General features: G+C 72.6%; 19 protein-coding genes and 1 pseudogene. 11 read left to right on the top strand and 9 right to left on the bottom strand.

What is annotated here, in order from left to right:
• Positions 1–256 (bottom strand): annotated as a pseudogene (locus ACFQSB_RS31385) (endo-1,4-beta-xylanase); the annotation flags it as partial.
• Between the two features lie 756 nt (positions 257–1,012).
• Positions 1,013–1,756: a ZIP family metal transporter gene (locus tag ACFQSB_RS31380; protein WP_354850399.1), complete on the bottom strand. Its 744-nt coding sequence runs from the start codon at positions 1,754–1,756 to the stop codon at positions 1,013–1,015.
• A gap of 342 nt (positions 1,757–2,098) precedes the next feature.
• On the opposite strand from ACFQSB_RS31380, the gene ACFQSB_RS31375 reads away from it, so the two are divergent.
• Together ACFQSB_RS31375 and ACFQSB_RS31370 are read left to right on the top strand one after the other, a co-directional pair.
• Complete coding sequence (locus tag ACFQSB_RS31375) at positions 2,099–2,899, top strand: phosphotransferase enzyme family protein (RefSeq protein ID WP_380830466.1); 801 nt, start codon at positions 2,099–2,101, stop codon at positions 2,897–2,899.
• A gap of 145 nt (positions 2,900–3,044) precedes the next feature.
• On the top strand, positions 3,045–4,307 hold the full coding sequence (locus ACFQSB_RS31370) for a cobalamin biosynthesis protein (protein ID WP_380830465.1): 1,263 nt from the start codon (positions 3,045–3,047) through the stop codon (positions 4,305–4,307).
• A 102-nt stretch (positions 4,308–4,409) separates the two neighbouring features.
• On the opposite strand, the gene ACFQSB_RS31365 is transcribed toward ACFQSB_RS31370, so the two are convergent.
• Positions 4,410–5,369: an aminoglycoside phosphotransferase family protein gene (locus ACFQSB_RS31365; RefSeq protein WP_380830464.1), complete on the bottom strand. Its 960-nt coding sequence runs from the start codon at positions 5,367–5,369 to the stop codon at positions 4,410–4,412.
• Between the two features lie 197 nt (positions 5,370–5,566).
• Here ACFQSB_RS31365 and ACFQSB_RS31360 point away from each other — a divergent pair, with 197 nt between their 5' ends.
• From ACFQSB_RS31360 to ACFQSB_RS31335, 6 genes are all read left to right on the top strand, one after another.
• Positions 5,567–7,129, top strand: a complete 1,563-nt coding sequence (locus tag ACFQSB_RS31360) for a cobyric acid synthase (RefSeq protein ID WP_380830463.1) — start codon at positions 5,567–5,569, stop codon at positions 7,127–7,129.
• Between the two features lie 113 nt (positions 7,130–7,242).
• A complete protein-coding gene (locus ACFQSB_RS31355; protein WP_380830462.1) occupies positions 7,243–7,608 on the top strand; it encodes a thiol-disulfide oxidoreductase DCC family protein in 366 nt (121 codons plus the stop codon).
• 300 nt (positions 7,609–7,908) lie between these two features.
• On the top strand, positions 7,909–8,814 hold the full coding sequence (locus tag ACFQSB_RS31350) for an ABC transporter ATP-binding protein (RefSeq protein WP_354850414.1): 906 nt from the start codon (positions 7,909–7,911) through the stop codon (positions 8,812–8,814).
• Positions 8,795–9,595, top strand: a complete 801-nt coding sequence (locus ACFQSB_RS31345; RefSeq protein WP_380830461.1) for an ABC transporter permease subunit — start codon at positions 8,795–8,797, stop codon at positions 9,593–9,595. Before ACFQSB_RS31350 ends, ACFQSB_RS31345 begins: the two co-directional genes overlap by 20 nt.
• Complete coding sequence (locus ACFQSB_RS31340; RefSeq protein WP_380830460.1) at positions 9,595–10,665, top strand: PucR family transcriptional regulator; 1,071 nt, start codon at positions 9,595–9,597, stop codon at positions 10,663–10,665. The genes ACFQSB_RS31345 and ACFQSB_RS31340 overlap by 1 nt, the downstream gene beginning before the upstream one ends.
• Before the next feature lie 87 nt (positions 10,666–10,752).
• Positions 10,753–11,646 carry an SHOCT domain-containing protein gene (locus ACFQSB_RS31335; RefSeq protein ID WP_380830459.1) on the top strand — a complete coding sequence of 298 codons (894 nt, stop codon included), beginning with the start codon at positions 10,753–10,755 and terminating at the stop codon, positions 11,644–11,646.
• Between the two features lie 187 nt (positions 11,647–11,833).
• Here the strand turns inward: ACFQSB_RS31335 and ACFQSB_RS31330 are convergent, their stop codons facing one another.
• The gene (locus tag ACFQSB_RS31330; RefSeq protein ID WP_380830458.1) at positions 11,834–12,796 is read right to left on the bottom strand and encodes a quinone oxidoreductase family protein; all 963 of its coding nucleotides are present in this window, start codon (positions 12,794–12,796) and stop codon (positions 11,834–11,836) included.
• A gap of 251 nt (positions 12,797–13,047) precedes the next feature.
• Here ACFQSB_RS31330 and ACFQSB_RS31325 point away from each other — a divergent pair, with 251 nt between their 5' ends.
• From ACFQSB_RS31325 to ACFQSB_RS31315, 3 genes are all read left to right on the top strand, one after another.
• Entirely contained in the window at positions 13,048–15,447 is a 2,400-nt protein-coding gene (locus ACFQSB_RS31325) for a GH1 family beta-glucosidase (RefSeq protein ID WP_380830457.1), read from the top strand.
• Positions 15,448–15,480: 33 nt separating this feature from the next.
• Entirely contained in the window at positions 15,481–16,242 is a 762-nt protein-coding gene (locus ACFQSB_RS31320; RefSeq protein WP_380830471.1) for a Mut7-C RNAse domain-containing protein, read from the top strand.
• 241 nt (positions 16,243–16,483) lie between these two features.
• Positions 16,484–17,890: an MFS transporter gene (locus ACFQSB_RS31315; RefSeq protein ID WP_380830456.1), complete on the top strand. Its 1,407-nt coding sequence runs from the start codon at positions 16,484–16,486 to the stop codon at positions 17,888–17,890.
• A gap of 71 nt (positions 17,891–17,961) precedes the next feature.
• Here the strand turns inward: ACFQSB_RS31315 and ACFQSB_RS31310 are convergent, their stop codons facing one another.
• The 5 genes from ACFQSB_RS31310 to ACFQSB_RS31290 all read right to left on the bottom strand — a co-directional run bounded on the left by ACFQSB_RS31310 (position 17,962) and on the right by ACFQSB_RS31290 (position 24,177).
• Positions 17,962–19,959 (bottom strand): serine/threonine-protein kinase, encoded by a 1,998-nt coding sequence (locus ACFQSB_RS31310; protein ID WP_380830455.1) that lies wholly within the window; start codon positions 19,957–19,959, stop codon positions 17,962–17,964.
• Between the two features lie 129 nt (positions 19,960–20,088).
• Complete coding sequence (locus ACFQSB_RS31305) at positions 20,089–21,177, bottom strand: ABC transporter ATP-binding protein (RefSeq protein WP_380830454.1); 1,089 nt, start codon at positions 21,175–21,177, stop codon at positions 20,089–20,091.
• A complete protein-coding gene (locus ACFQSB_RS31300) occupies positions 21,174–22,043 on the bottom strand; it encodes an ABC transporter permease (protein ID WP_380830453.1) in 870 nt (289 codons plus the stop codon). Before ACFQSB_RS31300 ends, ACFQSB_RS31305 begins: the two co-directional genes overlap by 4 nt.
• Positions 22,044–22,083: 40 nt before the next feature.
• Positions 22,084–22,977: an ABC transporter permease gene (locus ACFQSB_RS31295; RefSeq protein WP_380830452.1), complete on the bottom strand. Its 894-nt coding sequence runs from the start codon at positions 22,975–22,977 to the stop codon at positions 22,084–22,086.
• A 33-nt stretch (positions 22,978–23,010) separates the two neighbouring features.
• Positions 23,011–24,177 (bottom strand): ABC transporter substrate-binding protein, encoded by a 1,167-nt coding sequence (locus ACFQSB_RS31290; RefSeq protein WP_380830451.1) that lies wholly within the window; start codon positions 24,175–24,177, stop codon positions 23,011–23,013.
• Between the last annotated feature and the right edge of the window lie 148 nt (positions 24,178–24,325).

Below are 24,325 nucleotides of genomic sequence, written 5' to 3'. Positions count from 1 at the left end.
TCACCATGTTGAACTCACGGTTCGCGATGGTGGTGTACTGCGAGTCGCCCAGCTTGCCCGAGGCGATCGCGGTGCCGAAGTAGCGGCCGCTCTGCGCGGCCGCCGCGCCCAGCGTGCTCTCGGCCGCGCCGGCGGTACCCGGCGCGATCAGCACGGTGGTCAGACCGAGGGCGCCCAGAGCGCCGGCGATCAGCGTCTGGCGGAGACCGCCGATGCGGCGGCGGGGCCCGGGTGGGGCCAGGTCGTTCATGCCCATGCGTGAGCTCCTGAGAATGCATAAGGAAACGGAGAGAATGCGGAATCATCCGCCGACTCGACGTCGCGTCTTCAACGGAGACGCACACCACGGGACGTCGCGGCCAGGGCCCATGCGACACGCACCACCGACTGACAAGGGCGGCCTGGGTGCTCAGTCTGGAAACACTTCTGAAATGTGTCAAGTCCTTACTGAAACTTTCGGTCGGAGTGAAGGGAAAAGGCGTAGTCCGCTCGCGTGGCGCGTGCTAACCGGGGTGAAAGTTTCGGTACGAGGTTCTCCTGCGCTGGGATGCCGAAGGTTTCGTCGCGACGTATCCGCTGGTCGCGCGACGACGGTGCCCAGAATTGCCCGGCGGATGCGTGTCCGGTTCCCGGCCCCCGTCGAGCCAGGTGACAGATCCTTGACCGAGCGGACGTGATTGTGTTTACTCCCACCAACGCCACCGAACGTCCTCCGATGTGGAAGGGAGTCCGTCGCGACAAGTCGTCAACGCTCGTACATTCGTCGTTGCGTAGACGTCCTTCGACGAGAGCGCCGTGAGACCTTTGGGCCGACACCACGTTCGCTGGTCTCACTCGCACCGGTTTCGCCAGGTTGTGCACGCGACGGAGCGATCTGGGGAGGACCCTGACAACGGGACACGTGCCTGGTGACCCGGGCGGCGGCCCTTCAATCGAGGGGTTGACTCTCTCGGCCGAACCGTCACACGGCCGCGTGCCGGACGGATTCACTCGGGCCCGTGGGGACGAGCCGCTATGAATGGTGGGCGGCCAGGCCGATGACCAGCCACATGAACAGGGTGCCGGCGATCGTGGCCAGCAGGGTGGCCTGGGTGGGGTGGTCGGTGGTGTGGGCCTCGGGGAGGATGTCGGAGGTCGCCAGGTAGAGCAGGAAGCCGGCGAAGAAACCCAGGTAGCCGGCGAGCACGGCCTCGGGGATCGCGACCAGGAAGGTCAGCGCGGCGCCGAGCACGGGGGCGATGGCGTCCAGCAGTACCAGGATCAGGGCGCGGCGGCGGGCGTTGCCGTACAGGGTCGTCAGGGTGAAGGTGTTGAAGCCGTCGGTGAAGTCGTGCGCGATGACGGCGACCGCCACCACCAGGCCCAGTTCCCCGCCCGACTGGAAGGCGGCGCCGATCGCCGTGCCGTCGATGAAGCTGTGCACGACCAGCGCCGATCCGGCGCCCAGGCCGACGGCGGAGTGCCGGTGGCTGTGGCTGGCGTAGTGCCCGTCCTGGACGTCGTGGACGGCGAGCGACCGTTCGACGACGTGGATGGTGAGGAAGCCCGCCGCGAGCGCGAGCACCGGGACGGGGACGCCGAGGAGCCGGTGGGGTGACAGTTCCAGGCTCTCCGGGACGAGGTCGAAGGCCACCACGCCGAGCATCACGCCGGCGGCCGCGCCGAGCACGATGTGCCGCCGGTCGCGGACGCGCTGCGCGACGAGCCCGCCCAGCAGGGTGGTGACGAAGGCGGCGAAGGCCAGCGCGATGGGCATGGGGTAACCGTAGACAACCTGGAGCGGTGGTCGGTCCGGGGGACCGGCCTCGGACGGCCTGTCGCCCTCACCGCTGGATTCCCTGCTCACCGGGCGGATGCCCCGCGCCGGGCTCGCGTCGCTCCGGCGTGCTCACACGGGCGCCTGCGAGCGCCTGCGGAACAGGTGCGGCGCTGCTTACACGGCTCGTGTCCGTCTCTGTGCGTCTGTGGCCGTTGAGCGGAAGCGGTGGTGTCGCGGGCGGCTGCGTTTCTATGAGTAGCGGCCGCGGTGGTGAGGTCGGCGAAAAATTGGGACGAAGAGGTCATCTGGCGGGGAACGGGAGGACTATGCTGGTGCGCCATGTTCGTCGGCACGTCAGCTCCTGAGATCCCCCTGTACGGCGGTGATGTGACGGAGGGGGTCGTGCGCGTGGGCGACACCGTGCGGCGGCCGATGCGCGTCTCGAGCCCGGCCGTGCACGCTCTGCTGCGTCATCTGGAGGCCGCCGGCTTCGACCGGGTGCCGCGGGTGCACGGGGTCGACGAGCGGGGGCGGGAGATCCTTTCCTACGTCCCCGGTGAGGCGGCGACGCGCCCGCTGCGGGCTCACGTGGTGAGCGATGAGGCGCTGGTGCAGCTCGCGGTGCTGGTGCGCCGCTTCCATGACGCAGTGGAGGGGTTCGTCCCTCCGCGAGGGGCGGTCTGGGTCGACGGGGCGCTGGACGACGCGCCGCCCGAGCTGGTCGGGCATTGCGACATAACCCCGGAAAACGTGATATTTCGCGACCAGAGGCCGTGGGCGCTGATCGACTTCGACATGGCACGCCCGACGACCCGGCTGTTCGACGCGGCGACGGTGCTGCGCCACTGGGCGCCCATCGCCGACCCCGTCGACCGCGACCCGCTGCAGCGGCGCCTGAACGCGGGGGCGCGCCTGCGGCTGTTCTGCGACGCGTACGGCTTCTCGGCCCGCGACCGGCGCCGGTTGCTCGAGGTCAGCAGGCTCCGGTTCGGCCGTTCGTACGTCGCGATGCGGGCGCGCGCCGAGCGGGACGGCGGCGGCTGGGCCCGCATGTGGCGCGAGGGCGCGGGGGAGCGCATCCGCAGGGCGGCGGCCTGGCTGGACGCCAACTGGGATGAGCTCCATGCTCATCTGGTGTGAACCGGCCGTGGACGAGTTCCATGCTCACCCGGCGGTGGATGAGCTCCATGCTCACCTGGCCGTGGATGAGGTCCATGCTCACCTGGTCTGAGCGGTCCGTCGAAATGAGCGTCTGTCGAATGATCCTCCGTCGAATGAGTGTTCTGTGTCTTTCGTGAAGTCGGTCGCCCGCCGAGGTGCAACGGGGGACGCGCGCCCTGCGCCGTCCAGGACGTCACCGTGGCGGGGCAGAGCCGTGGGGATCGCGCTCGGGGTCGCGCTGGACGCCGTGTTCGCCGATCCGCGAAGTGGCCTGCACCCCGTGGCGGTGTTCGGACGCGGCGCGGCGGCCGTGGAACGCCGGCTGTACGGGGATGACCGCGCGCGGGGTGTGGGACACGTGGCCGTGTGCGTCGGCGCGATGACGGCCCTGGGTGCGGCCGTCGAGTGGTCGATCCGAGGAAGGCCGGGGAAGTCGGGGAAGCCGGGGAAGCCGGGGGCGCGAAGCATCCCTGGACTGCCGGGAATGTACGGCACACGAGGCATGCGTGGGCCGCGCGGAGTGCTCGGCACCAAGGGCATGCCGGGCATACGTGGGGTGCTCGGCCCGCAGGGCGTGCCTGTGTCGCGAGGAATGCTCGGCCTGCACGGTATGCCTGGTCCGACAGGAGTGGTCGGCTCGCGGGGGATGTCGGCGGCGGGCGCGGGGCTCACCGCGCTCACCGCGCTGGCCACGTGGGCGGTGCTCGGCGGGACCACTCTGGGCCGGGAGGGGGCGTACATGGCGCGCGCCCTGGAGGCGGACGACCTCGCCGCCGCGCGGGAGCGGCTGCCGCACCTGTGCGGACGCGATCCGTCCGGGTTGTCCGCCGACGAGCTGGCGCGGGCGACCGTCGAGTCGATCGCCGAGAACACCTCGGACGCCGTCGTGGCGCCGCTGGTGTGGGGCGCCGTGGCAGGGGTGCCGGGGCTGCTGGCGTACCGGGCGATCAACACGCTCGACGCGATGGTGGGTCACCGTTCCGAGCGCTACGAACGGTTCGGCTGGGCGGCCGCTCGCCTGGACGACGTGGCCAACTACGTCCCGGCGCGGATCACCGGAGCGCTGGCCTGCGTCCTGGCGCCGCTGGTCGGCGGGTCGCCGCGACGGGCCGCGGCGGTGCTGCGCAGGGACGGCGGGCGGCACCCGAGCCCGAACTCCGGGCGCTGCGAGGCCGCCTTCGCCGGGGCGCTCGGCGTGCGCCTCGGCGGCCGGAACGTGTACGCCGGCAGGGTGGAGCACCGGCCCGTCCTGGGGGACGGCCGCGATCCGCGGGTCGGCGACATCGCCAGGTCGGTACGGCTGGCACGCGCGGTGAACCTGGCGGCGGCCGGGCTCGCCGTCGCGGCCGCCTGGGCCCTGGGCCGGGGGCGCCGCCGAGGCGCATGAACCCGGGCGTGGCCGTCGCCCCAGGTGATCGGCCGTGGCGCGGCCCACGTCGCGGGGCAGGAGTCGGGAGACGGAAAGATCTTGGTGTTCCTGGTCGTGGTATCAGGGCCAGGTGGTGCGGGTGCGCAGCCACTCCAGGGCGGCTTGGCCCTGGGCGTGCTGGAAGGCGCGGAGGGTCGGCAGGCCGGGTGGGGCGGGCAGGCGCGACTGGCAGGCGAAGTAGCCGGCGAACGCGGCGAGGAGGGCGGTCAGCGCGGCGGGGTCGGCCTCGCGGGCCACGCGGTGCCCGGCGATCACCTCCTCAGGCGGCGGCCCGCCCTGCATCCGCACGCTTGGCAGCATCGCGACCACGTCGAACCATCGCGGACCGAGGAACGCGTGCGGCCAGTCGACGACGAAGACCTCGTCATCGGTCAGCAGCAGGTTGTCGGCCCGGATGTCACCGTGGACGAGGCTGTCGCCCTCGGTCGCCGCGGGCCATCGGCTCTCCAGCTCCGCGAGGTCGTCCAGGTGCGCGGCCACCCAGGGGCCCAGGTCGGCGAGATCGTCCTCGCCCGCGTCGCGGGCGGCGGCCACGGTGCGCCAGTTCTCGAACATGCCGGTGAGCCGCTCATAGGCGGACGGGACGGCGATCGGGGACGGCGTCAGCCGCGTGGCCATTTCGTCCAGCGCGTCCAGGACCCGCGTCAGTTCGTCCGCCCGCCACGGCTGGGCGGGCTGGCGGCCGTCGATGTCCTGGAAGAGCAGCGCCACCCACCCGTCGAGGTCGAAAGAGGCGAGCAGCCGCGGCGCCGGAACCTGCGGGGGAAGCAGCGCGGCGACGCGGGCTTCCGACCGGTGGATGTCCGGACTGTGCGGGTTGGGCGTCGGACCTACGGCCTTGACGAAGGCGCGGCTGCCGTCCTGAAAGAGCAGTCTCGCGGCCACGCCGGGGGAGAACCCGCCGCTCTGCGTCACGGCCCGCGTCACCTTCGCCCCCATGTGGGACTCGATGGCGTCGCGCAGCTCGTCCGGCACGTCCTGCCAGGGACGTCGCACACCCGCCGCCGGGACGATCGTCATGCCTCCTCGCCTCCCTTGAGCGTTTCCGTCGCATGGCCATCGCGCGCGTAGGACCGGTCTCGATCGACGGTGATGGAGCCGTCGGAGCCACCGGTGATGAAGACCATCGAAGTGCAGAGGCACAGGTGAGGGCCACTCGATTAATCGCGCGGCACCGCGGGTCTCGGCGTCGTGATCGGCCCTGGCATCCTTGGTCCGTGCCAAAAGGGACGTTGCTGGTCGCGGGGACGACGTCGGACGCGGGCAAGAGCGTCGTCACGGCGGGCATCTGCCGGTGGCTGGCCCGCCGGGGCGTGCGCGTGGCGCCGTTCAAGGCGCAGAACATGTCGCTCAACTCGTTCGTGACCGCGGACGGGGCTGAGATCGGGCGCGCGCAGGTGGCCCAGGCGCAGGCGGCCGGGGTGGAGCCGACGGCCGACATGAACCCCATCCTGCTCAAGCCGGGCAGCGACCGGCGCAGCCAGGTGGTGGTCCTCGGCAGGCCGCTCGCCGACGTCGACGCGATGGAGTACGGCGCCTACAAGGACCGTCTCAGGCAGGTCGCGCTGGAGTCCTATCAGCGGCTGCGCGCCGCGTATGACGTCGTGGTCTGCGAGGGCGCGGGGAGTCCCGCGGAGATCAACCTGCGCCGGGGGGACATCGCCAACATGGGCTTGGCCCGGGCGGCGGACATTCCGGTGGTCGTCGTCGGGGACATCGACCGTGGCGGGGTGTTCGCCGCCCTGTACGGCACGCTGGCTCTGCTGGACGCCGGTGATCAGGCGCTCATCAGCGGTTTCCTGATCAACAAGTTTCGGGGGGCAAGGGAACTGCTCGAACCCGGGCTGGACATGCTGCGAGCGATGACCGGGCGGCCGGTGTACGGGGTCCTGCCCTGGCTCGACGGGCTGTGGATGGACCTGGAGGACTCCCTCGCCCTGGACGGCCGGTCCCGGCCGGCGGTGGCGGGTCCGGCGGACGGGGACGTCCTGCGGGTGGCCGTGGTCCGGTATCCCCGGATCTCCAACTTCACCGATGTGGACGCGCTCGCCGCCGAGCCGGGCGTCGTGGTGCGGTTCGTCACCTCCGGCGCCGAGGTGGGAGAGCTCCGGGAGGCCGATCTCGTCGTCCTGCCGGGCTCGCGGGCCACGGTCGCCGACCTGGACTGGCTGCGCCGCACCGGGCTCGCCGCCGCGCTGGCGGCAAGGCGCGGGCCGATCCTCGGTATCTGCGGCGGATACCAGATGCTCGCCCGCTCGATCAGGGACGAGGTGGAGTCGGGGGCCGGGCTCGTCGAAGGACTCGGGCTGCTGCCCGCCTCCGTCGAGTTCGCCGCCGAGAAGACCCTGGCCCGGCCGGTCGGGGAGGCGTACGGCTGCCGCGTCGCCGCCTACGAGATCCACCACGGGACCGTGACCGTCGCCTGGCCCGGCTCCCAGGGCGATCGTGAGGCGGAGCCGCCCGCCGATGGCCGGGTCACGTCGTTCGACCAGGTGGAGCCGTTTCTGGACGGGTGCCGGGCCGGGGCGGTGTGGGGGACGACCTGGCACGGGGCGCTGGAGAACGACGGGTTCCGCCGTGCGTTCCTCGCGGAGGTGGCCGCGGCGGCGGGCCGGCGCTTCGTGCCCGCGTCCGGCGTCTCCTTCGCGGCCCTGAGGGAACGCCAGCTCGACGCGCTCGGCGACCTGATCGAACGGCACGTGGACACCGACGCTCTGCTCCGCCTCCTGGAGGAGGGCGCACCCGCAGGTCTCCCCGTACTGCCGCCGGGAGCACCGTAGCGTCACCCGAGGACCTTGGTGCCGTCGAAGGCACCCTCGCCATGTCGCCGAAGACACCCGTGGTGCCGCCGGGGGGACGGTGAGGTGTTGAGGGCGCGTGCGAGAATCGACGGGTGCTGGTGTACGACGGCGACTGCGGCTTCTGCCGGCGGTGCGTGGACTTCGGCCGCGAACACCTTCCCTTCATGCCCGAGACGCGTCCCTGGCAGGAGCTCGACCTGGCCGAGCACGGGCTGACCCTCGACGAGGTGACCCGGTCGGTGCAGCTCCTCGGCCCGCACGGTCTGCGCGCCGAGGGGGCACGGGCCGTCGCGGTGCTGCTCGCACTCCAGCCGCGGGCCGTCCTGCGAGCGGCCGGCATGGTGATGCTGGCGCCCCCGGTGAGCTGGACCGCCGAGGGCGTCTACCGCCTCATCGCCCGCTACCGCCACCGCCTCCCCGGCGGCACCACCGCCTGCGCCATCGGCGAGACCCGCTGACCAGCTAGCCCGCCGTACGGCGGCGCCGTCTTCGCCGTACACCGTCCCGCCGACCCGGCGCCGTTCAGAAGGAGCCATGCGGGGCGGGTGTTTGAGCGTGCGCCGTTCGGGAGGAGCCGGTCTGGGCGGGGGTTGAAGGGCGCAGTTCTTGGACGGCCGGTTCTGGGGGAGCTGGGCTTGCGTGGTTCGGGGACAGTCGACATCGGGCTGCGTGGTTGCCGGGGTGTGGAAAGGAAGGGGGGTGTAAGTGTCCGGGGGTTGGGCTGTTGGTGGTGTCCGGGTGGGGATCAAGATGCGGGCATGACAGCAGTGGTGGAGGCCGAAGGGCTGACGAAGTTCTACGGGAGGCGCCGGGGGCTTGAGGATCTCAGTCTGGAGATCCGTCCCGGCGAGGTGTTCGGGTATCTCGGGCCGAACGGCGCCGGGAAGACGACGACGATCAGGCTGCTCCTGGACGTGATCCGGCCGACGCGCGGCGTCGTGCGGGTGCTCGGCGCCGACCCGCGCGACGCGGCGGTCCGCGGGCGCATCGGCTACCTGCCCGGCGAGCTGGCCCTGGAGGGCCGCGAGAAGGCCCGCGAGTACCTGGAGTTCCTCGCGAGCGTGCGGGGCGGCGTCGCCAAGGGGAAGATCGAGACGCTGGCCGAGCGGCTGGAGGCCGACCTGTCGGTCAGGATGGGTCAGTTGTCCAAGGGCAACAAGCAGAAGGTCGGCCTGATCCAGGCGTTCATGCACGAGCCGGAGTTCCTGATCCTGGACGAGCCGACGAGCGGGCTCGATCCGCTGGTGCAACAGGAGTTCCTGGCGATGGTGCGGGAGGTCCGCACGGCGGGGCGTACGGTGCTGATGTCGTCGCACGTCCTGGCCGAGGTGGAGCACGTGTCGGACCGGGTGGGCATCGTCCGGCGCGGGCGGCTGGTCGCGGTGGAGGACATAGCGGCGCTGCGGGAGAAGGCGGTGCGCAAGGTGGAGTTGCACTTCGACGCGCCGATCCCCGAGGAGGCGTTCCGCGACCTGCCCGGGGTGCGCGACCTGAAGATCGAGGGCGCGAGCCTGCGCTGCACGATCGACGGCCGTCCCGACGCGCTCATCAAGGCGGCGGCGCGCTTCACCGTCGTCCACCTGATCTCCGCCGAGCCGGACCTGGAGGAGATCTTCCTCACCTACTACAGCGAGGACGTGCACCATGCCCACGTTGGTGCGTAAGACCCTGCGGGAGTACCGCCGCGCGCTCATCGGCTGGACGATCGGCATCTGCGCGTTCATCGGCATGTACACCTCGTTCTACCCGCAGATGCGGGCGAACCCGGGCCTCTACAGCGAAATCGCCATGGCCAAGTACCCCGAGGGCGTCCGCAAGCTCATGGGCGGCCTGGAGAACTTCACCTCCGGCGCCGGCTTCCTGCAGGCGGTCATCTACCAGCTTTTCATCCCCTTGCTCTTCATCATGTGCGCCGTGGTCCTGGGCAACAAGGCGATCGCGGCGCCCGAGGAGTCCGGGACGCTCGAGCTGACGCTCACGCTGCCGGTGGACCGCAGGCGGCTGGTGCTGGAGCGGCTGGCGGCCCTGGCGGCCGGGCTGCTCGCCGTCGCCGCGGTGTCGCTGACGGTGCTGGTCGTGCTCGGGGCCGTGGTGGACCTCGGCGTCCCCTTCGGCAGGCTGCTGGCCGCGCACCTCGGCCTGTACCTGCTGGTGCTGTTCTACGGGACGCTGGCGCTGGCCGTGGGGGCGGCCACCGGCCGCAAGGGGACGGCCCTGGCGGTGGCGGGCGTGTACGCGGTCGCCGGCTACGTGGTCACCGTGCTGGCCCATGACATCGAGGTGATGAGATGGCTGAGCTGGGTGTCGCCCTTCCACTACTACAGTGAGGGAAACCCGCTGGCCAACGGCCTGCCGGTGGGGGACTACCTGGTGCTGCTCGCCGGGACGGCCGTGCTCGCCCTGACCGCTGTGCTGTCGTTCGACCGGCGCGACGTAGGAGTGTGATGGACGTTCTCGCTCATGTGAGCGAGGCCACCGGGGTGCCCTCCGACCTGCTCGAAGGGTGCCTTCCGGTGCTCGTCGCGGCCGGCGCCACCGGCCGCCTGCCCGGCCGGGACGCCGTCGAGGCGCTTCGCGCGCTGGGGACGGCCGCCGCCGAGCGCGGCGTGCCGATGCGCTCCCTGGCCGACGCCTGCCTGCTCACCTCCGAGCTGACCGCCCGCCCGGCCGAGGCGCCGGTGCTCGGTGCGGTGCGGCGCGCGCTCGGCGCGTACTTCGAGGGGTACGAGGAAGCGCAGTCGCGTGCCCTGCGGCAGGAGGAGCAGGCGCGGCGGGAGTTCATCGACGACCTGCTCCAGGGACGGGCGGACCGGCTGGCCGAGCGCGCCGAGCACTTCGGGCTGCGGTTCGCCGAGGCGTACGTCGTCGCGGTGGCCAAGGACGCCGAGCCGATCGCCGAGGGCGATCCGATCGTCCGCCGCATCGAGCAGGCGCTCATCGCGCGGTTCGGTTCGCACAACATCCTGGTCGCGGCCCGGGACGGGCTGCTGGTCTGCGTGGCGCCCGGGACGTTGACGGCGGCCACCGGGGAGTTCACCCACCACGTGCGAGGCTCGCTCGCGGGCGACTGGCGGGTGGGCATCGGACGTCCGCATCGTGGCCCGGGCGGGGTGGTGACCTCCTTTCGCGAGGCCGGCGACGCCATCGGGCTGGGGGAGCGGCTGGGACTGCGCCCGCAGGTGCTCAAGGCGTCCGACCTGCTGGTCTTCCCGGTGCTGTTACGCGACAGGGACGCGATCGAGGACCTGGTGTCCACCGTCCTGGACCCGCTGGTGAACGCGCGCGGCGGCGCGGGGCCTCTGCTGGAGACGCTGGAGGCGGTGTTCGCGGCGCAGGGCAATCAGACGGCCGCGGCGCGCAGGCTCGGCATCAGCACCCGGGCGGTGACCTACCGGCTGGAGCGCGTCCGCCGGCTCACGGGCTTCTCGCCGGACGATCCGACGCAGCGCTTCACGCTGGAGACCGCGGTGCTCGGCGCCCGCCTGCTCGGCTGGCCACCCGGCCCCACCTCCTGAACCGGGCTGGTCCAGCGGCTTTGTGGTCTAGAACGGAAAGAACGGGGTTCTGTCCTGGTACGGGGACTCTGCCCTACCATACGGAGCGTGATCACCCCCCTTCAGCTCGTCCGCCGGTCGATCGGCATCCTGGTGGGGCTGGGCGGCGCCTCGTGCGGCATGACCGTCCTGTTCCTGGGGTCCCGCGCGGTCATGAGCATCGGCGGGAGCTGCGGGTCGGGCGGGCCGTCCGTCGTGGCCGCGTCCTGCCCGGACGGCGTCGCCTGGCTCGTCCCGGCTTCCATCTTCGCCGGCATCGCGGGCATCTTCGTCTACGCCTTCAGCGGGCTGCCGGTGGGGCCCCGGCTGACGATGCTGGCATGGCCCGCCCTGTTCCTCAGCCTCGGCTACGCCTTCCTGGAGAGCGCCTTTTCCGGCTCCTCCGTCGATGCGGGGTTCGTCGTCTGCGGAGTGATGTTCGTGCTGATGGGCGGCGCGCCGCTGCTGGTGCTGTTCAACCGGAGCGCCCTGCGGTCGGTGTTCTGGGGGACGGCGCCCGCGCCGTCCGCGCCGCCGGACAGGACGCCGCCGGGCACGGTGCGGTGGACGCGGTCGGTGGTGCTGCCGGGGGAGGACGACCGGAGCCGCGGCCGGGGACGCGCCGCCGGGCCGCAGGCCGACTACCCGCCCGGCGACGAGCGGCAGGACGGGCCGCCGGACGGCCCTCCGGCGCGTCCGGCGCCGCGCTCCACCGACGCGCCCCCCGCGGACGCCGTCCGGCCCTCCGACGCGCCCCCCGGGGACGCCTCGCGGCTCGCGGGCGCGGCCCGGGCGGACGGTTCGAGATTCGCCGAGCTGACGCCGGAGAACGCCCCGGCCGACGCCGCCCCGGGCGACCTGGTCGGGCGGCTCGAACGGCTGTCCGCGCTGCACGCCGACGGCCGGCTCGACGACGCCGAGTACGCCGCCGCCAAGGCGCGGCTGCTCAACGGCCACCACTGAGGCGACCGGCACCGAGGCGACCGGCACTGAGACGAGAGGACGCGATGAGGAACGAGACGGCGCTGCGCGCCTGGGCGATCGCGCTGCACGTGATCGCGATCGCGGGCGGCATCTATCTGGGCGTCCTGATCTTCGGCCTGGCCACCGGCTCCGGCTGACACCGGAGCCTGGGGCCAGGACGGACGGGTCAGGGGATCAGCAGGAGTTTGCCGGTGGTGCGGCGGCCCTGGAGGTCGTCGTGGGCGCGCTTGGCGTCCGCCAGCGGATACCGGCCGCCGATGTGCACCTTGAGCTCGCCGGAGGCCACCCAGCCCAGCACGTCGCCGGTGCGGGCGAGCAGCTCCTCGCGGGTGGCCGCGTAGTGGGCCAGCGTGGGCCGGGTCAGGTACAGCGAGCCGCCCGAGTTCAGCCGCTGCGGGTCGAACGGCGGCACCGGGCCGCTGGCCGCGCCGTACAGGGCCAGCACGCCGCGCGGGCGCAGCGAGGCGAGGCTGTCGTCGAAGGTGGCCGCCCCGACGCCGTCGTACACGACGTGGACGCCCTGCCCGCCGGTCAGGGCGCGCACCGCCTCGGCGAAGCCCTCGTAGCGGATCACCTCGTCGGCGCCGGCGTCCCGCGCGAGCTTCTCCTTCTCGGCGGTGGACACCGTGGCGATCACCCGGCCGCCGCGCAGCTTGACGATCTGGGTGAGCAGCAGCCCCACGCCGCCCGCCGCCGCGTGGACGAGCACGTCGTCGCCGGGCTGCACGGCGTAGGTCGAGGTGGCCAGGTAGTGGGCGGTGAGGCCCTGCAGGAGCACGGCCGCCGCCTGCTCGGGGTCGATGCCCTCCGGCAGCGGGATGGCCCTGTCCGCGGGGATCACGGCCTTCTGGGCGTACCCGCCGAGCACGCCCTGCCAGCCGACCCGGTCGCCCACGGCGATGTCCGCCACGCCGGGGCCGAGGGCCGCGACGGTGCCCGCGCCCTCGGAGCCGGGGACGAAGGGAGTGGGGAGCGGGTAGCGCCCCTCGCGGTGGTAGACGTCGATGAAGTTCACGCCGCTCGCGGCGACGTCCACGAGCACCTCGCCGGGGCCGGGCTCGGGGTCGGGCACCTCGGTGGGGACGAGCGCGGAAGAATCTCCTGGATCGGCGACGACGATGGCATGCATGGCGCTGAACTCCTTCGCGATCGTGCTTCTGCGAGCGGCGGGGCGTGAGGCCGTGCCTCGCGATGGCCAACCACCCGTGGCCGCCCGGTTGTTCCCCCTCCGGTCTCTTCCCTCCGGCTCACATCGGCGTCGATAGCGAGGTGCGCGGGAGGGGCCGGACGGCCAGAATGGCTGTGTCGCGTTCCACCTGGTTCGGGTGGAACGGGCAGGGCCCAGAGGCACGGCAGGACGGGAGCTTCCAGAGGATGTCCGTGACAAGCACCGCCACCCGCGGGCAGACGCTCGCTTTCCCCGACGGGTTCGTCTGGGGGGCCGCGACGGCGGCCTACCAGGTGGAGGGCGCGGCGCGGGAGGACGGCCGGGGGCCGTCGATCTGGGACACCTTCTGCCGCAGGCCGGGCGCGATCGCCGGCGGCCACACCGGTGACACCGCCTGCGACCACTACCACCGCCACGCCGAGGACATCCGCCTGATGGACCGGCTCGGCCTGGACGTCTACCGGTTCTCGGTGTCCTGGTCACGTGTGCAGCCCGACGGGCGCGGCGCGGTCAACGCCGCCGGGCTGGACTTCTACGAGCGGCTGGTGGACGACCTGCTGGAGGCCGGCGTCACGCCGTACGTGGCGCTCTACCACTGGGACCTGCCGCAGGCGCTGGAGGACCGCGGCGGCTGGACCGACCGTGACACGGCGTACCGGTTCGCCGACTACGCCAAGATCGTCCAGGACCGGCTCGGCGACCGGGTGCGCACCTGGATGACCGTCAACGAGCCGTGGGTGGCGGCCGTGCTCGGGTACGGCATCGGCGTCCACGCGCCCGGCCGCACCTCCTGGGCCGACGCCTTCCGCGTCTCCCACCACCTGCTGCTCGCACACGGGCTCGGTGTGCAGGTGCTGCGCGGCGGCGGCGCGAAGGAGATCACCCTGCCCGTCAACCTGGCGCCCGTGCTGACCCCCGGCCAGGTGAACGATCCCTCGCTGGAGCTGTCGCCCGAGGACGCCGAGGCGGTCGACCGGGTGGACGCGCTGATCAACCGGCAGTTCCTCGACCCGGTGCTGCGCGGGCGCTACCCCGAGCGGGTGCTGCCGATCATCGAACGCGTCGCCGGGCTCGGCCACATCCACGACGGCGACCTGGCGGCCATCGGCCGGCCGATCGACCTGCTGGGCGTGAACTACTACACCCCGTGCGTCGTGCGGTCCGGGCCGGGTGAGCCGGCCAACCCCGCCTATCCCGGCACCGAGGACATCGAGTTCACCGGCGCCTACGCCCCGACGACGGCCACCGGCTGGCCGATCGTGCCGACGGGCCTGTCTGCGCTGCTGCTGCGGCTCACGCGTGACTACCCCGGCGTCGGGCTGCTGGTGACCGAGAACGGCGCCGCCTTCGACGACGCGGTGAGCGGCGAGCGGGTGCACGACGCCGACCGCACCGCGTTCCTGGAGGGCCACCTGCGCGCGGCGCACGCCGCCATCGAGGCGGGGGCCGACCTGCGGGGCTACCTGGTCTGGTCGCTGCTGGACAACTTCGAGTGGGCCGAGGGGTACAACAAGCGGTTCGGCATCGTGCACGTCGACTTCGACAGCCAGCGCAGGCTGCTGAAGGACAGCGGCCTGTGGTACCGCGAGGTGATCCGGCGCAACGGGCTGTGGAGGGAGCGCGCCAGGCGTCCCACGCTGGAGGAGGTCGCCGCGCGGGCGGGCGTGTCGCGCTCCACGGTCTCGCGGGTGATCAACGGGCAGGCCACGGTCAGCCCGGAGTTCCGCCAGACCGTCATGAACGCCGTGGACGAGCTCGGCTACGTGCCGAACTCCGCGGCGCGCAGCCTGGTGACCCAGCGCACCGACACCATCGGCCTGGTGGTGCCCGGGTCGCCCGACGGGGCCGACGACCCGCTGTTCGCGGCCGTCGTCCGGGCGGCGGCCCACTCCCTGGAGGCGTCGGGCAAGCAGGTCACGCTGATGCTGGGCGGTTCGGTGGGCAGCCGGCAGCGCGTCGAGCAGCACGTCGGGGCCGGTCACCTGGACGGGGTGGTCTTCGTCTCGACGGCGGGCGCCGACCCGCTGCTGAGCGCGCTCGTGCGCACGGGCGTCCCCATCGTCTCGCTGGGCCGGCCCTCGGCCCCGATCACCGTCCCCTATGTCGCGAGCGACGACGCCGGTGGCGCCAGGGCGGCGGTGACCCACCTGCTCGCCCAGGGGCGCAGCCGCATCGCGATGATCTGCGGCCCGCTGGAGGGCACCGCCGCGCAGGACCGCCTGGCCGCCTACCGCGACGGCCTGCGCGACGCCGGGCGCCGGTCAATCGTCGCCATGGGCGACTACAGCCGCTCGTCGGGGGCCAGGGCCATGAGCGAGCTGCTCCAGGACGATCCCGGCCTGGACGCGGTCTTCGCGGCCGGCGATTTGATGGCGGTCGGCGCGCTGAGCGTCCTGCGCGAGGCGGGCCGCCGCGTGCCCGAGGACGTCGCGGTCGTCGGCTTCGACGACGCCGAGGCCGCCGCCTACACCGTCCCGCCGCTCACCACCGTCCGCACCTCCCCGGCCGACCAGGCCCGCGCCGCCGTCCGCCTCCTCCTCCGCCACCTCGACGGCGGCCCGGTCTCCTCGGTCATCCTCCCGGCGGAGCTGGTGGTGAGAAGCTCGGCGTGAGGCCCGCCTGGCATGCTGGACGGTGTGGGGGAGTTGGCGGTCCGGCTCGACGACGGGCTCCGCGTGTTCCTCGGACGGCGCCGGCGGGCGGGGGCCGTGGCCGCCGATGACGACGTCGTCGTCGCCTATGACGGGACGTCGTCGGTGGGGCATGTGGTGGAGTCCGTCGGGGTGCCGTTGACCGAGGTGGGCGGGCTGGAGGTGGACGGCCGGCGGGTGGCGCCGTCGTTCCGGCCGGTGGCGGGGGCCGTGGTGTCGGTGCTCGGGGTGCGGCGGCCGCAGGCGGTGCCGGAGCATCGGTTCCTGCTGGACGTGCATCTGGGGACGCCGGCGCGGTGGCTGCGGGTGGTCGGGGTGGACGCCGCGTACGAGAACGACCGGGACGACGACGCGCTGATCACTTGGGCGAACGCCGAGCGGCGGGTGCTGCTCACGCAGGACCGCGGGCTGCTGTGCCGCCGGAGCCTGTGGCTGGGGGCCTACGTGCGCGGCACGCGGCCGAGGGAGCAGTTCGAGGACATACTCGAACGGTTCGCCCCGCCGCTGGCGCCCTGGACGAGATGCACGGCCTGCAACGGACGGCTGGCGGCGGTGCCGAAGGAGCGGGTGGCGCCGGCGCTGCGCCCGGGCACGCGGCGTAGCTACGACACCTTCGCGCGCTGCGCGGTGTGCGCCCGGGTGTACTGGCGGGGCGCGCACGGTACCCGGCTGGCGGCGCTGGTGACGGAAGCGGAACGTATTGTGTCAACAGCATCGATTACCCCTCATAAGCCCTTGAACGGGATTCAGGGGTAGATATCACTCAAGAGGCAATAGGGGTGGCTAGGGGTGACCCCAGGGTATCCCAGGGATCCACGGCAGAATGTCCCACAGACCTCTCCTCGTTCTGTAATCATGACTTTTTGTAGCCTTGCCATGTCGAAGAGGGAGAAATGCGACATGGCGTCGTGGGGGGCTATGCCGACCCGACGGGCGTGACGCGGGCTCCCACGCTGGACCACGCCACCTGCGACCCTTGACACGAGGACGGACGCCGGTGAGCGAAAAGCGTGGAGAGATCGAGGCCGGAGAACATCGGGAACCGGTCACCGGGGAGGCGGGTGTCGACGCGGACGCCGACGCGGACGCCGACGCGGACGCCGACGCGGACGCCGACGCGGGCGACCGGCCGGCGACGTTCCGGGACGTGTTCGGGGTGGCGGAGTACCGCGCGCTGTTCGGCGCCGCCGTCCTGTCCTGGGTGGGGGACTATTTCGCCAAGGTGGCCGTGACCTTCCTGGTCTTCGCCGACACCGGCTCGGTGCTGCTGTCGGCCATCGGCTTCGCCATCAGCTACCTCCCCTGGGTGGCCGGCGGACCGGTGCTCGCGGCGCTGGCCGAGCGCTACCCGTACCGCCGCGTCATGATCATCTGTGACGTCGCGCGGATGGCGCTGGTCGGCCTCATGGCCCTGCCGGGGATGCCGATGCCCGGACTGCTCCTGCTGCTGCTCGGCGCCTCGCTGCTCACCCCGCCGTTCCAGGCGGCCCGCTCGGCCATGGTGGCGCAACTCCTCACCGGCGACCGGTACGTCGTCGGGCTGTCCTTCCAGAACATGGCCGGCCAGGCCGCGCAGGTCGCCGGGTACGCGGTCGGCGGCGCGGTCACGGCCATCGACCCGCACGCCGCGCTGCTGATCAACGCCGCGACGTTCGCCCTGTCGACACTGCTGCTCTGGCGGGGCGTGCGTCCCCGGCCGCTCCCGGTGACCCACCTCGCGCGGCGCTCGCTGCTGCGGGAGACCGGCGACGGGCTGGGCCTGGTGTTCGGGCACCGGGTCATGCGGCCCACCGCCGTGGTGGTGTTCAGCGTGGTGGGCATCACCATCGTCCCCGAAGGGCTCGCCGCGGCGTGGGCGCCCACTTATGGAGGCGGCTCGCAGATCACCGGCCTGCTGATGGCCGCGCTGCCCGTCGGCGCCGTCATCGGGGCGCTGGTGACCCGCATGACCGGTCCCGAGCGGCGGCTGCGGCTGCTCAAGCCGCTCCTGCTCGCCGGGCCGCTGCTGCTGGTGGGCGTCCTGGCCGCGCCGCCGTTCCCGGTGGTGCTCACGCTGGTGCTCCTGGCGGCCGCCGCCGTCAACACGGTGCTGGTCCCGCTGAACGGGCTGTTCGTCCAGATGCTGCCCGACGCCTACCGCGCCCGCGCCTTCGGCATCATGCTGGGCGGCATCCAGCTCACCCACGCGGTGGCCGTGCTCGCCGCCGGCGCGTTCGCCGAACGGTTCCCCGTGCCGGTCGTGGTCGGCGCCTGGGCGCTGTGCGGCCTGGTCCTGATGGCGGTCGCGGTGACCACCTGGCCCACGCGGGAGGTCATCGCCGAAGAGATCGTTCGCGCCGCCGCACTCAACCGCGCCCCCGACCCCGTCCCCGTCCCCGCCGGTTCACATCCAGCGACCACCTGATCCTCCCGTCCCGGCGAACGTTCGTGGCAGCGGGCCAGGGTCTCGCGCCGTCCGGACTTCGCGTGGTGCGGTCAGCCGTGGCCGGAGGCGCTGGGGGAGGGGCCCTGGACGACGAAGTCGTCGAAGGAGGTCTTCAGCGTCGCGCCGGCCTTGTCCGGCACGCGGGCGAGGAAGCCGACGTCGCCGTTGGGCAGGCTCGCGGGCGCGCCGGAGTCGTCGACGTAGGACTGCACCGCCTCGCCGTTCACCCACATCCGCAGCCGCACCCCCTCGCCGGTGGCGGCGCATTCGGCCTGCAAGGTGGCGCTCTTGGACAGATCGCCCACCTTGACCGGCGTGGTGAGGTTGCCGCCGGTGCCCTTGGTGACCCGGCGGATGCGGGCTTCTCCCTCCGCGGTGACCAGGAACTCGTACCGGCTGCTCCGCGACTCCTTGTCGGCCCGGCAGAACAGCCCGTACTCGCCGGGCCCCTTGGACTCGCGGACGCGCGTCGTGACGGTGATCAGCACCTGCTCGGGCGTCGTCGGGGTCGGGGTGGCGGACGGATCGGGCGTGGCGGGCTGCTTGGGGACGAACGGCAGCGGGGCCGTCTCGATGCGCTCGGCGCGATCGTCGGTCACGTCGATGGCGTAGTACCCGCCGGAGGCGTAGCCGTAGGTGTTGTACTCCTGGCCGGTGTACGCGCTGCCGCCCCAGCCGGTGCCGCTGTCGTTGAAGTCGTCCCGGTAGAGGTAGCTCAGCTCGGTGGGCGGCCCGGACGGCGTGAGCCAGGCGCGCAGGCCGAGCCCGCCCGCGGCGAGCACGACGACGCCGGCGACGGCGAGCCCGATCAGCCGCGTACGCCGGTTCGCCCCGCTGACCCCAGCCCCGCCGGCCCCCGGCCAGCCGGTTCCCGGCCCGGCGGTCCCGCCCGCGACGGTTGGAGGCTGCCCGGCGATGGTCGGTGGCTGCCCTCCGGCGGTCGGCGATCCTCCTCCGATGGTGGGGGGTTGCCCCGCGACGGTGGGCGCCTGGCCGGGCGGCTGCCAGGCGGCCGTGGTCGGCCCGCCCGTGAGCGGGGCGGTGGGCGGCGGGCCCGCGAAGGTGGAGAACGGGGCCGGGTGGGCGGGCGTCTGACCGGGGTACACCGTGCTCTGGCTGGGGGACGCCGTGCTCTGACCGGGGGACGCCGTGCTTTGACTGGGACGCCCCGCCTCCGGGTGTCCTGCCTCCGGCCGCTCCGCCTGCCAGGTCTGGACGACCGTGTGCTGGGCGCGTTCGGGGGTGGTGCGGCCGACCATGTGGTCGAGGATCTGCTGCGAGGTGGGCCGCCGCGCCGGGTCCTTGTCCAGCGTCGCCGAAACCAGTCCGCGCAGCGCCGCCTCCATGCCCTCCAGCGAGGGCTCGCTGTTGAGCACCTGGTACACGATCGAGGGAAGGGACTCCCCGCCGAACGGCGTGCGGCCGCTGGCGGCGAAGGCGACCAGGCAGCCCCACGAGAACACGTCGCAGGCCGGCGAGGCGGGAGCGCCGCGCAGCACCTCCGGGGCCATGTACCGGGGCGTGCCCATGAGCTGCCCGGTGCCGGTGATCCCGCTCAGCGTGTCCAGGGCCCTGGCGATGCCGAAGTCGATGACGCGCGGGCCGACCGGCGACAGCAGCACGTTGGACGGCTTGAGGTCGCGGTGGACGACGCCCGCGCTGTGGATGGCCGTCAGGGCGGTGGCGACGCCGACGGCCAGCGCGTCCAGGCTGGAGCCGCGCAGCGGCCCAGAGGACCGCACGGCGTCGTACAGGTTCGGCCCCTCGACGTACTCGGTGACGACGTAGAGCTGGTCGCCGTCGAGGGCGGCGTCCAGGACGGCCGCCGTGCAGAAGCGGCGCACCCGGCCCGCCGCCTCGGCCTCGCGGCGGAAGCGCACGCGGAACTGGTCGTGCTGGCTGTACTCGTGGTTGATCACCTTGACGGCGACCCGCTGCCCGGTCTCGTCCTGACCGAGGTACACGGTGCCCATGCCACCGCGGCCCAGCCGGCCGAGCAGCCGGTATCGGCCGATCTGGAGGGGGTCGCCCGGACCTAGGTTGTTCACCACGTCGCCTTACCGCTATGCACCTTTTCGGGACGGCAAGCCTACCGAGAGCGCGCCCCCCGGCGGCCTTCCTCGCATAACGGCCCGGCGGCGGTCGTCCTGCGAACCGCCACCGGGCCGTCAAGCGGCCTACTCGGCGGCGGCCACCGCGGTGGCCGCGGTGGCCGGGGTCGCCGCCGGGGTGCGGGCTGCCACCAGGACGGGGCGCTCGACGAGCCGGACGGCGGCCTGGACGCCGGGGGACAGCCGCGCGGCGTCGTGCGCGGGCAGGTCGGCCAGCAGCTCGGTGCCGTCGGCCAGGCGCAGCAGCAGCCGCACCGACGACCCGCGGAACGAGCTGGTCACCACCAGCGCCTCGCCGTCGTGCGCCGCGGTGACCAGCACGGTCTCGGGGCGGACGAGCACGTCCACCTCCGGGGTGCCGGGCGTCGCGCCGTGGACGGGCAGCCGCTGCCCGGCGACCTGCACCTCCTGGCCGTCGAGCAGGCCGGGAAGGTGGTTCATCGTCCCGACGAACTCGGCCACGAACGGCGTCGCGGGGCGGTTGTAGATCTCGGCGGGCGGCCCGGCCTGTTCCAGGCGCCCGCTCTTGAGCACCGCGACCTGGTCGGCGACCGACAGGGCCTCCTCCTGGTCGTGCGTCACGAAGATCGTCGTGATGCCCAGCGAGAGCTGGAGCCGCCGGATCTCCTCGCGCAGCGTGACCCGGACCTTGGCGTCGAGCGCCGACAGCGGCTCGTCCAGCAGCAGCACCCGCGGCTCCAGGGCGAGCGCGCGCGCCAGAGCCACCCGCTGCTGCTGGCCGCCGGAGAGCTGGTGCGGGTAGCGGTCGCCGTGCGAGGGCAGGCCGACCAGCTCCAGCAGCTCGGCCGCGCGGGCGCGCCGCTTGGCGGCGGGCACCTTGCGCACCCGCAGCCCGAACGCCACGTTGTCGAAGGCGTTCAGGTTGGGGAACAGGCTGTAGGACTGGAAGACCATTCCGGCGTCGCGGCGGTTGGCCGGGACGTTGGTGATGTCCTCGCCGTCGACGAGCACGGCCCCGGCGTCGGGGCTCTCGAACCCGGCGACGCAGCGCAGCGCCGTCGTCTTGCCGCAGCCCGACGGGCCGAGCAGGGCGATCAGCTCGCCCGGTTCGACGGTCAGATCGAGGCCGTCGAGGGCGACGGTCGCGCCGAACGCGCGGCGAAGCCCCCGGAACTCCACCCGAGCCCCGTTCACGAACCACTCCTTTGCCTATTGCCGGCGGTGGAAAGGATGAGCAGCAACAGCCAGGCGAACAGCAGGCTGAAGATCGATACGGCGACCGACATGGCGGCGTTGGAGCCGGAGATCGTGACGATCCACACGGGGAACGGCTGGTAGCCGAGCAGCCGGGCCACGGTGTACTCCCCGAGCACCAGGGCCAGGGTGAGGAACGACGCGCTCGCCAGGCCGGTCCGCAGGTTGGGGATGATCACGCGGAGCATCACGTGCGGCCAGGAGGCCCCGCAGTTCCGCGCGGCCTCCACCAGCGTGCGGACGTCCATCGCGCCGAGCCCGGCGTCCAGGGCCCGGTAGACGAACGGCAGCGCCAGCACGACGTAGGCGATGACCAGCACCGCCGGGAAGGCGGGGTTCTGGACGGCGATGATCGTCTGGTAGAAGGGGGTGGTGGCCAGGTAGTCGGGCCCCCAGCGCAGCACCGTGCTGATGCCGGCCACGAAGGTGATCGGCGGCACCACCAGCGGCAGCGTGCACACCACTTCCATGACCGGCCGCAGCCGGGGCGCGCTGAGCCGCACGGCCAGCATCGCCGGCAGCGTGAGGGCCAGCACGACGACGATCGTGGCGACCGCGAGCCCGAGAGACAGCAGCAGGCTCTGGACGAAGCCCTCGGCCGAGAAGATCTCCAGATAGGCGTCCAGGGTGAAGCCGCGCATCGGGTCGTTCACGGTGAACACGAACGAGGTGAGCAGCGGCGTCAGGAAGTACAGCGCGGCCACCAGCAGCACCACGCCGCGCCACACGCGCACGCGGCGCGGGCGGCCGGGGCGCGCGGCCGGGGCGCCGGCGTCGGGCAGCACCGTAGGGGTCAGCGCGGCCATCGCGGGCTCCGGTGGTCGGGGGCCGCGTGCGGGCGGGGGGTCAGCGGAGCCATCGGGCGCTCCTGCGCTGGAGGGGGAGGTAGACGGCCATGACCAGGCCGGCCACCACGATCATGTCGAGGCTGAGGGCCAGCGCCACGTTCTCGTGGCCGATCAGCACGTTGCCGGTGAGCGCGTCGGCGATCTGCAAAGTGACGAGCGGGACCACGGTGCCGACCATGGCCGCCGCGGTCGCGTACGCCGCGAAGGCGCCGCCGAACAGCAGGACCACGCCGCCGAGCAAACTCGGGGTGAGCACCGGGATGCCGACGTGGCGCCAGAACTGCCACGCGCTCGCGCCGTTGTTCTGCGCCGCCTCCCGCCACTGCGGCCGCAGGCCGTCCAGGGCCGGGACGACGACCAGCACCATCAGCGGGACCGAGAAGTACAGGTAGACCAGGGCGAGGCCCCAGAAGCTGTAGAGGTTCCAGCCGTGGTCGCCCAGGTTCAGCTGCCGGGTGAGCACGCCGGAGTTGCCGAGGGTGGCCGTCCAGGCGAAGGCCAGCGGGACGCCGCCGAAGTTCGCCAGCACGCCGGAGGCGGTCAGCACGGCCTCGCGCAGGGCGCGGAACCGGGAGGTGACGACCGCCTGGGCGAGGAAGGTGCCGACGACGGCTCCGGCGACGGCGACGACCGCGGACAGCTTGACGCTGCCGAGCAGCGCCGTGAGGTAGGCGCCCTTGAGGGAGGCGGTGAGGTTGGCGGTGCTGGGCGCGCCGTCCGCCGTGAACGCCCCGCCGAGCAGCGCCACGGTCGGGATGCCGAAGGCCAGGCCGACGAACACCAGCAGCGGCAGGGCGCCGGTCCAGCCCTTGGAGCGGGGACGGCTCCCGCCTTCCCTCACCTTGGTGTTGAGAGGAAGGCCGGCGGGAGCCGCCGAGTGCGTTTCAGCCATGGGGGAGAGCCGATCGCATCGTCGAGGTGCGGGTCATCCGGAGACCGCGTCGCCCCAGCCCGAGGCGAGGGTCTCCTTGGCCTTGGTGACCTGCGCGTCGGTGGGGAACTGCGGGGTGCCCTCGACCTTGGGCAGCTTGCCGACCAGCGTCGCGTCGGCGGTGCCGTCGGTCTGCATGGCGGGCAGCAGCACGGCGCGGGCGTACCCCTTCAGGTAGAGGTTCTGGCCCTCGGGGCTGTAGAGGTACTCCTGCCACAGCCGCGCGGCGGCCGGGTGCGGGGCGTCCTTGTTGATCGCCTGGGCGTAGTACTGGGCGTACTTGCCGTCCGAGGGGACCGTGACCTTCCAGTCGACGCCCTTGCTCACGAACTCGTCGGTGTACCCGGCGTTGAGGTAGTCCCAGTCGATGCTGATCGGGGTCTCGCCGCTCTGCACGGTCGCCGGGGTGGACTCGACGGGGTTGAAGTTGCCGGCGGCCTTCAGCTTCTTGAAGAACTCGAGGCCCGGCTGGATGTCGTCGAAGGTCCCGCTGTTGGCGAGGGCGGCGGCGTAGACGCCGGCGAAGGCGGACCCGGCCTTGGTCGGGTTGCCGTTCAGCGCGACCTGGCCCTTGTACTCGGGCTTGAGCAGGTCGGCGAAGGTGGCGGGGCAGGTCTTCACGCGCTTGGCGTCGCAGCCGATGGAGACGTAGCCGCCGTAGTCGTTGTACCAGGTGCCGTTCGCGTCCTTCTGGCCCTCGGGGATCTTGTCCCAGGTCTGCACCTTGTAGGGGGCGAACAGGCCCTCCTGGGCGCCGCTGAGGGCGAACGCCTGGCCGAGGTCGAGCACGTCGGGGGCGCGGTCCTGGCCCTTGCGGGTCTTGACGGCGTTGATCTCGTCGGCGCTGGAGCCGTCGGGGTTCTCGCTGTTGACCTTGATGCCGTACTTGTCGGAGAAGGCCTTGATGATCTCGCCGTAGTTGGCCCAGTTCGGCGGGAGGGCGATGACGTTGAGCTGCCCCTCCTTCTTGGCGGCCTCGACGAGCTTGTCCAGGCCGCCGAGGTCGGCGGCGGAGGTCGCCGTCTTGGCGGCGCCACCGGCGCCACCGGCGGAGGCGCCGGAGTCGGCCGTCGGGGCCGCGCCGCAGGCGGCGGCGCCCAGCGACGCGGCGACGGTCAGTGCGGCTGCCAGCCCGACGAGCCGCTTTCGAGGTGTTTGCACGCTTGTATCCCACTTTCGAGGTTGTGGGGATGAACATAGGCGGGGCCGGACAACAAAACGTATCTACTCCGCTGCGTTCGGGTGTCGTTGTGTGAACACACGGTGACGTGATCGTTCACTGGCGCGACGGCCGGGGCGACACGCGAAG

The organism is Sphaerisporangium rhizosphaerae (genome assembly GCF_042665155.1).
Lineage (GTDB): Bacteria > Actinomycetota > Actinomycetes > Streptosporangiales > Streptosporangiaceae > Sphaerisporangium > Sphaerisporangium rhizosphaerae.
This window is presented reverse-complemented; position numbering and strand designations above follow the sequence as displayed.